This window comes from Rhodococcus yananensis (genome assembly GCF_020515525.1).
GTDB lineage: Bacteria > Actinomycetota > Actinomycetes > Mycobacteriales > Mycobacteriaceae > Rhodococcus > Rhodococcus yananensis.
In genome coordinates this window covers 19,969-27,743 of sequence record NZ_JAIYEP010000058.1, presented here as the reverse complement: position 1 = coordinate 27,743, position 7,775 = coordinate 19,969, and the positions used below count along the sequence as shown (strand labels likewise).

Annotated in this window: 6 protein-coding genes and 1 pseudogene; 6 read left to right on the top strand and 1 reads right to left on the bottom strand. The window is 70.0% G+C overall.

Annotated elements, in window-relative coordinates; all coding sequences use genetic code 11:
* The 4 genes and pseudogenes from LDQ05_RS14410 to LDQ05_RS14395 form a co-directional block, all read left to right on the top strand.
* Positions 1-628, top strand: a pseudogene (locus LDQ05_RS14410) (IS256 family transposase); the annotation flags it as partial.
* Between the two features lie 143 nt (positions 629-771).
* Positions 772-1,035 carry a hypothetical protein gene (locus LDQ05_RS14405; protein ID WP_308013240.1) on the top strand — a complete coding sequence of 88 codons (264 nt, stop codon included), beginning with the start codon at positions 772-774 and terminating at the stop codon, positions 1,033-1,035.
* On the top strand, positions 1,032-3,065 hold the full coding sequence (locus LDQ05_RS14400) for an NADPH-dependent 2,4-dienoyl-CoA reductase (protein ID WP_226437647.1): 2,034 nt from the start codon (positions 1,032-1,034) through the stop codon (positions 3,063-3,065). The genes LDQ05_RS14405 and LDQ05_RS14400 overlap by 4 nt, the downstream gene beginning before the upstream one ends.
* Before the next feature lie 45 nt (positions 3,066-3,110).
* Positions 3,111-3,623: a GbsR/MarR family transcriptional regulator gene (locus tag LDQ05_RS14395; RefSeq protein ID WP_226437646.1), complete on the top strand. Its 513-nt coding sequence runs from the start codon at positions 3,111-3,113 to the stop codon at positions 3,621-3,623.
* Positions 3,624-3,682: 59 nt separating this feature from the next.
* Here LDQ05_RS14395 and LDQ05_RS14390 read toward each other — a convergent pair whose 3' ends face one another.
* The gene (locus LDQ05_RS14390) at positions 3,683-4,720 is read right to left on the bottom strand and encodes an iron-siderophore ABC transporter substrate-binding protein (protein WP_226437645.1); all 1,038 of its coding nucleotides are present in this window, start codon (positions 4,718-4,720) and stop codon (positions 3,683-3,685) included.
* 326 nt (positions 4,721-5,046) lie between these two features.
* Here LDQ05_RS14390 and LDQ05_RS14385 point away from each other — a divergent pair, with 326 nt between their 5' ends.
* Both LDQ05_RS14385 and LDQ05_RS14380 read left to right on the top strand, forming a co-directional pair.
* Positions 5,047-5,340 (top strand): hypothetical protein, encoded by a 294-nt coding sequence (locus LDQ05_RS14385; protein ID WP_226437644.1) that lies wholly within the window; start codon positions 5,047-5,049, stop codon positions 5,338-5,340.
* A gap of 57 nt (positions 5,341-5,397) precedes the next feature.
* Positions 5,398-7,746 carry an RCC1 domain-containing protein gene (locus tag LDQ05_RS14380; RefSeq protein ID WP_226437643.1) on the top strand — a complete coding sequence of 783 codons (2,349 nt, stop codon included), beginning with the start codon at positions 5,398-5,400 and terminating at the stop codon, positions 7,744-7,746.
* The last annotated feature ends 29 nt before the right edge of the window (positions 7,747-7,775 follow it).

Here is a 7,775-nt window from a genome sequence, read left to right as displayed (position 1 = left end):
GCTCACCGACGGCTACCGCGAGTCCACCGAATCCTGGGCGGACCTGCTGCGGGACTGCCGCCGGAGGGGAATGCGGGCACCGGTGCTCGCAGTCGGCGACGGGGCGTTGGGGTTCTGGAAGGCACTGCGGGAAGTGTTCCCCGAGACGCGGGAACAGCGCTGCTGGTTCCACAAACAATCCAACGTTCTTGCTTCACTCCCGAAGTCGGCGCATCCGGGTGCGTTGGCGGCGATGAAGGAGATCATCGGGGCCGAGGACATCGACAAGGCGCAGTTGGCGATCGCGGCGTTCGAACGTGACTACGGCGCGAAGTATCCGAAGGCGGTCAAGAAGATCGTCGACGACGCCGACGTGCTGCTCGAATACTTCCGGTATCCCGCCGAGCATTGGGTGCATCTACGCACGACGAATCCCATCGAATCGACCTTCGCGACGGTGCGGCTTCGGACCAGAGTGACGAAGGGACCGGGCTCACGAGCAGCAGGCATGGCGATGGCCTACAAGCTGATCGAAGCGGCCCAATCGCGGTGGCGGGCCGTCAACGCTCCGCAGTTGGTGGCGTTGGTGCGGGCGGGCGCGTTGTTCCACAAGGGCAAGCTCCTCGAACGGCCGGTTGACATCACCCCGGAACCCTCGCCCGAGGTCACTCCCGGTTTGTACGGGGTCGGTGCTGTTGATTGCCGTTTACGCAGCTATTGTCCCGAACCCCGAGGTGAGCACGATTTTCCGGTTCCGTAGGCTGTCGAAGCCCTCCGGTAACGTCCCCGACCATGCACACCGGCCCGCAGACCCCCCACGAGCAGCCCCCCGCGGTACCCGGCGTCCTGCCCGCGCCAGCACTGCCGGATCTCGCGCTGGGCACGGCAGCGAAGATCGCCGCGACGGTGGGAGCCTCCCGCGCCGCCGGAACCCGCCGCGCCGAGACGGTCCGTCGGCGTCTCGACACCGGTCGCGCCGAACGGCTCGATCGGCTCTCGACGATTGTGCTGCAGAAGGCGACCGCGTTGCCGGAAACGGAAGGCGAGCGCCCGTGACCGCGTTCCCGAACCTGTTCACACCCCTCGATACCGGATCGGTCACCCTGCGCAACCGGATCGTGATGGGTTCGATGCACACCGGACTCGAGGACCGCGCGTGGCACACCCGCCGCCTCGCCGAGTACTACGCCACCCGAGCCCGCGGCGGTGCGGGACTGATCATCACCGGCGGGCACTCACCGAACCGGCAGGGCCCGCTCCTGCCGTTCGGGGCGCAACTCGTCAACCGGGCCCAGGCGCGCCGGCACCGCATCATCACCCGCGCCGTCCACCGCGCAGGAGCGGCCATCGCACTGCAGATCCTGCATGCCGGGCGTTACGCCTACGTGCCGTGGAGCGTGTCGGCGTCGCGGATCAAGGCACCCATCAACCCGTTCACGCCGCGAGCACTGTCCGGCCCGAACGTCGACTCGACCGTCGACGACTACGTCCACTGCGCCGAACTCGCCCGGTACGCCGGCTACGACGGCGTCGAGATCATGGGCGGTGAAGGGTATCTCGTCAACCAGTTCCTGGCGCCCCGAACCAATCACCGCACCGACGAGTGGGGTGGCACGCCCCGCAACCGTCGTCGATTCGCCGTCGAGATCGCGCGCCGCACGCGGGCGGCGCTCGGCCCCGACTTCCTCATCGTGTTCCGGCTGTCGATGGCCGACCTCGTCGAGGACGGCCAGACCTGGGACGAGATCGTCGTGCTCGCCCGGGAACTCGAAGAGGCCGGGGTGTCGATGCTCAACACCGACATCGGCTGGCACGAATCCCGTGTTCCGACGATCGTGACATCGGTGCCGCGCGCGGCGTTCGTCGAGTTCACCGCGGAACTGAAATCGCACGTGGGTATCCCGGTGTGCGCGTCGAACCGGATCAACGTGCCGGACACCGCCGAAGCGATCCTCACGCGGGGCGACGCCGACCTGGTGTCCATGGCGCGGCCACTGCTCGCCGATCCGGACTGGCCGGTGAAGGCACGGTCGGACCGGGCGGACGAGATCAACACGTGCATCGCCTGCAACCAGGCATGCCTCGACCACGCCTTCGCGAACAAGACCGTGTCGTGCCTGGTCAACCCCAGAGCCGGCCACGAGACCCGCCTCGAGCTGCTCCCCACCCGCCGGGCGCGCAGGGTCGCCGTCGTCGGGGCCGGGCCGGCCGGACTGTCCGCGGCGGTGGGTCTCGCCGAGTGCGGGCACGGTGTCGACCTGTTCGAAGCCGCAGATCGGATCGGCGGCCAGTTCGATCTCGCCCGCAGGATTCCGGGCAAGGAGGAGTTCGCGCAGACCCTGCGCTACTTCACCCGGCGCATCGACACCCTCGGTGTGCACCTGCACCTGGGGACCCGCGCGACCGTGGACGGTCTGATCGACGGCGGATACGACGATGTCGTCCTCGCGACGGGGGTGCGTCCCCGCGTGCCGGAGATCCCCGGCGTCGATCACCCGTCGGTGCTGACCTACGCCGACCTGCTCCGGCAGGCCCGGCCCGTCGGCGACCGGGTGGCCGTCATCGGCGCCGGGGGCATCGGATTCGACGTGTGCGAGTACCTCACCGTTGCGGGTTCGCCGACCCTGCACCTCCGCGAGTGGAAACGCGAGTGGGGCGTGACGGATCCGCGTTCGGATGTGCGGGGTGCGGTCACGGCCGTCGCACCGATTCCCGCGGCGCGCCAGGTGGTGCTGTTGCAGCGCAAGTCGTCCCGCTTCGGTGCGGGTCTCGGCCGGACCACGGGGTGGGTGCACCGAGCGGCGGTCGCGGCCCGAGGCGTCGAACAGATCGGCGGTGTGCGTTACGAGTGCATCGACGACCGGGGACTGACCGTGGTGCACACGGACGGGCGTCGACAACTGATCGAGGTCGACGACATCGTGCTCTGTACCGGTCAGGAATCGGTGCGCGATCTGGAGACGGGACTGCGGGACGCCGGCGTGGGTGTGCACGTCATCGGTGGTGCCGACGTCGCCGCCGAACTCGATGCGAAGCGGGCGATCCGGCAGGGGACCCGGCTCGCTGCCGCTCTCGGGCGGCGGTGACGTCCGGCGCGGCGACGCCGCACGGGCGTTGCGACAATGGTCGACATGAGCGGGGAGCGTGAGGTGGGCACGAACGGTGCGGCGGACACGAACGGGGACGTACGGACGTGGTTCGTGGAACGTTTCGCCGATTACTGGCAGACCGGGGGTGCGTCACGGATCGAGGGCCGGATCGCGGGCTACCTGCTCGTCGACGAGAGCGGCGGTGTCAGCGCCGACGAGTTGGCGCGTGTGCTCGGGGCGAGCCGCGGGTCCGTGTCGACGTACACGCGGCGACTGGTCGCGCGGGGATTCGTGCAGCGGGTGCGGCGACCGGGGGAGCGGACCCACTTCTTCGTGATGGCCGACGACGTGTGGGGTGGCTTCCTCGAGATCGAGGAGGAGTACCTGCGCGGTCAGCGGCAGTTGGCGAGTGAGGCGTTGCAGCGGGTGGATCCGGCGTCGCCGGCGTACACCCGGGTGACCAACATGCACGACTACATGGCGTGGCTGCTCGACAATCGCGCGTTGAGCGCCGAATGGCGCCGCCACAAACAGCAACGCGATGCACACCCCTGACCCGCTCCGGTCGTGCGCACTTCTGGTAGCCGGGACCACCAGAAGTGCGCACGGGTGGGTCAGCGGTCGAGGTTCGCGATCGCCGCGTCGATGAGGGGGACGTACCGTTCGAGCGCCCACGGCACCGTCAACGGGTTGATGATCGACGATCCGGTCACGAACGGCTGCTCCTCGGGGGCGACGAGCGATCCGCGCTCGACGGCCGGGATCTGCTGGTAGACCGGCTGTTCCTCGATCTGTCGACGGTTCTCCGGATCGGAGTAGAACGTGAAGACCAGGTCCGAGTCGGCGAGCAGATGCGCATTCTCGAGTCCGATGACCGACGAGTCGGTGCCCTCGGTCTCCTCGAGGGTGTACACGACCGGGTCGACGGTCAGGCCGAGGCCACGCACCATCGCGACACGCTGCTCGTCGGCGAGGAACACGCCGAGGGTTCCCGGACCGGTGTTGTAGATGTACGAGAACGTCACGTCCGCGTATTCGGGGTGGGCGGCGACGGACTCGGCGAACGTCCGGTCGATGTCGGCGATGAGCCCGAGCGCCTCGTCGTGCTTGCCGAGGGCGGTGCCGATCGTCTCGATCTGCTGCTGCCAGGTGATCGTCCACGGCAGTTCGGGATATGCGACGGTCGGTGCGATGTTGGTGAGCAGGTCGTACTGGTCCTTGGTGATGCCCGACCACGGCGCGAGGATGACGTCGGGCTCGAGCGCTGCGATGGACTCGACGTCGAGTTCGGTGCCGCCGGTGATCTGCGGAGGCAGTTCCTCCCCGCGCTCGGTCAGTGCCTCGTGGATCCACGGCAGGTAGCCGGTGTCGTCGCTGCCCCAGGGGTACTCCTCGATCCCGACGGGGACCGTGCCGAGCGCGATGACGGTCTCGGCCGAGCCCATGCCGAGCGTGACGACCCGTTCGGGCTGCTCGGTGATCTCGGCGGTGCCGAGGGCGTGCTCGATGCTGACCGGTTCGAATCCGCCCGACGAGGCGGCGGTGGTGTCGTCGTCGCTGCTGCCGGAGCACGCTCCGAGCAGCAACGCTCCGGCGAGTGCCGTCGCGACGAGGGCGGGCCGACGCAGTGCGCGGCGCAGGGTGTGATGCATGGATGCCTTTCGACGGATCGGGTGGTGAGCCCGATCGGAGTACCCGGGAAGCGTAGCCTTACCTGGCTGCAAGTTTCAAAGATTCTGAAACTTTCTGCGGGTGGTGACGGCGGACCGGTGAGGCCGCTGCGGACCGGGAGGGTCACCGACGTGCAACACGCTCGTGACGGAAGACAACACCATTGCGAGATTTATGTCACATTTGGTAGTGTTCTGTTACCTACTAGGCCGACGCGCCCGGCGGAACGGGGAGTCCGCAGCGTCGAGCCGAATCGAGCGCACCGCCCGGAGTGGGTACGGCTCGAAGTGGGCCAGGGAGGGAACCGATGAGCGAACATCGCCATGAATCGGGGGACCAGGGGTCGCAGGGACGCATGCTGGCACTGCTCGTGCCGGTCGCGGTCATCGCGGTGGGGGCCGCGGTGGTCGTGTTCACGGGATCGATCGGGTACGCGGTGCTCTTCGGGCTCGTGACAGGCGGCTGCATCGTCGTCGCACACGTGATGATCTCACCGGGGCCGGTCGTCACACCGCGACCCGGCCGGGAGAGCAGAACACATCACCGACGGCATCACGCCGCACTCGAGTTCCGGCGCGGCGTGAAACCCACGGCGTACTGACACGCGAGACCACACCGCGCACGGGCGTCGGGACTGCGGCCGCTAGGCTGCCAATCCATGACGACAGCACCCTGGTCGCTGGCGATCGACTTCGGCACGTCGAACACCGCCGCCGCCGAGAGCGCCCCGGCCGGGCCGGTCCGGGCGTTGCCGCTCAGCCACCAGGGCAATGCGATGCCGTCCGCGGTGTACGTGCGGACGGTGCCCGTCCGCTCCGCCGACGACATCCTCGTCGGCGACGCCGCGCTCAACGCCGCCGACGCCGATCCCGCGGGCTTCGTCCCCGCACCCAAACGGCTCGTCGGGACCGGCGCCGTACCGGTGCGCGGAACCCCGGTCGACCCGACCGACGCGGTGGCAGCCGTCCTCGGCGATGCCTACCGTCGCGCACTGCGCCACCACAACGCGGTTCCACCGGAACGGGTGGTCCTCACCCACCCCGAGGCGTGGCCCCGGGACCTCGTCGCCGTTCTGACCACCGCCGCGGGGCGCGCGGGCATCGACCCGTCGACGGTCACCACCGTCTCCGAACCCCGCGCCGCGGCGCACTTCTACACCCGGGCAGCACCGATGCCGCCCGGTTCGGCGCTCGCCGTGTTCGACTTCGGTGGCGGCACCGTCGACGTCGCGATCCTGCGGGCGACCGACGCGGGCACCTTCGACGTGGTCGCCGCACGCGGCGACAACACCCTCGGCGGCAAGACCTTCGATGCCCTCGTGAGCCGGTGGGCGCTCGACCGGATCGCGGACCGGGATCCGGAGCTCGCCGGACTCGTGCAGGGCACCGATCCCGCCGGGCTCGCGGCCCGTCGCGCGCTCGACGACTCCGCGCGTCGCGCCAAGGAGGTGCTCTCGGGCAACCCGTCGGCGACCGTCACCGTTGCTGCCGGGCACCGGCGCGAGAACCTCCTGCTGACCCGCAGCGAGTTCGACGACCTCGTCGCTCCGAAGATCCTCGAGGCGGCGGCACTCGTGCGGGAGGCCCTGTCGTCGGCGCGGGTGCCGCAGGGTGCCCTGCAGGCGATCTACCTCACCGGCGGCTCGTCCCGCATCCCCCTCGTCCACCAGGCGCTCTCGGAGATCGGGCCCGTCGCCACACTCGACGACCCGAAGACCGTCGTCGCCCGCGGGGCACTCGTCGCCACCGCGCGGCCGGACCCGCGAACCGTGCCGATGGCACCGTCACCGGAGCGGGCCCCGGCACCGCGGGAACCGGCGCGCGGTGCGCGCCGCACCGCGGCAGTCCTGATCGCCGTCGTGGCCTCGATCGTCGCCGCCGTCGGCGTGGCGGTGTGGTGGCCCGACGGTGCATCCCGGACCGCGGCCGCGCCCGGGCCCGCGGAGACACCGGACGTGTTCACGGCCGCGGCGGGTGGGTGGCACACGTGCGCCGACCGCCGGGGTGAGGTGAGCTGCTGGGGTTTCAACACCTCCGGGCAACTCGGTGACGGCACCGTCGACACCCGCTACTCGCCGGTGTCCGTGTCCCTTCCCGCCCCGGCGGTCGCGCTCGGCTCCGGCCGCGAGCACAGCTGCGCGGTGACGGACACGGGAGACACCTACTGCTGGGGGTACAACACGTTCGGGCAGCTCGGCGACGGCACGGACGACCAGCGATCGCAGCCGGTGCGGGTCGTCGATCTACCCACCGGAGTGTCCTCCCTCAGCGCCGGGGAGGACCACACGTGCGCGCTCACCGACGACGGCGGCGGGTACTGCTGGGGACGCAACGACAACGGTCAGGTCGGTGACGAACGATACGACCGGCACGAACGGCCGCAACGCGTCGACCTGCCCACCCTCTCGTCGTTGGCGGCCGGCGGAAACCACACGTGTGCGTCGACCGTCGTCGGCGACGTCTTCTGCTGGGGCGCGAACACCGCCGGTCAACTCGGCCGCGGACACACCAACGACGCCGATGTCGCCGTCCCCGATCCGTTGAAGGTCGAACTCCCGGCGCCCGCGACGTACGTGGTGGCCGGTCGCGAACACACCTGCGCGGTGCTCGAGAGCGGACGGACGTACTGCTGGGGCGGGAACGGGTGGGGTCAGCTCGGCGACGGCACCACCGATTCGTCCGCGGTCCCCGTCGAGAGCGTGCTGACGGGGCGGGCTGTCTCCCTCGCCGCGGGCACCCGGCACACCTGCGCGGTCACCGACGACGGTGTCGCCTCGTGCTGGGGCACCGAGGACCTCGGCCGGAACACGAGCGCGCCCGGACAGCACTCGTCGATCCCCACCGCGGTGGGTCTGCCCGCGGCGGCCGTCACGATCACCGTCGGCACCGCACACACCTGCGCCACCACCGTCGACGCCGAGTTGTTCTGCTGGGGCGAGAACGGCAACGGAGAGCTCGGCAACGAGTCCACGACAGCGAGTGCGACTCCGGTCCGCGTCACCGTGTGAGCCCGCGACACGCCGCGGGCTCACCCGCG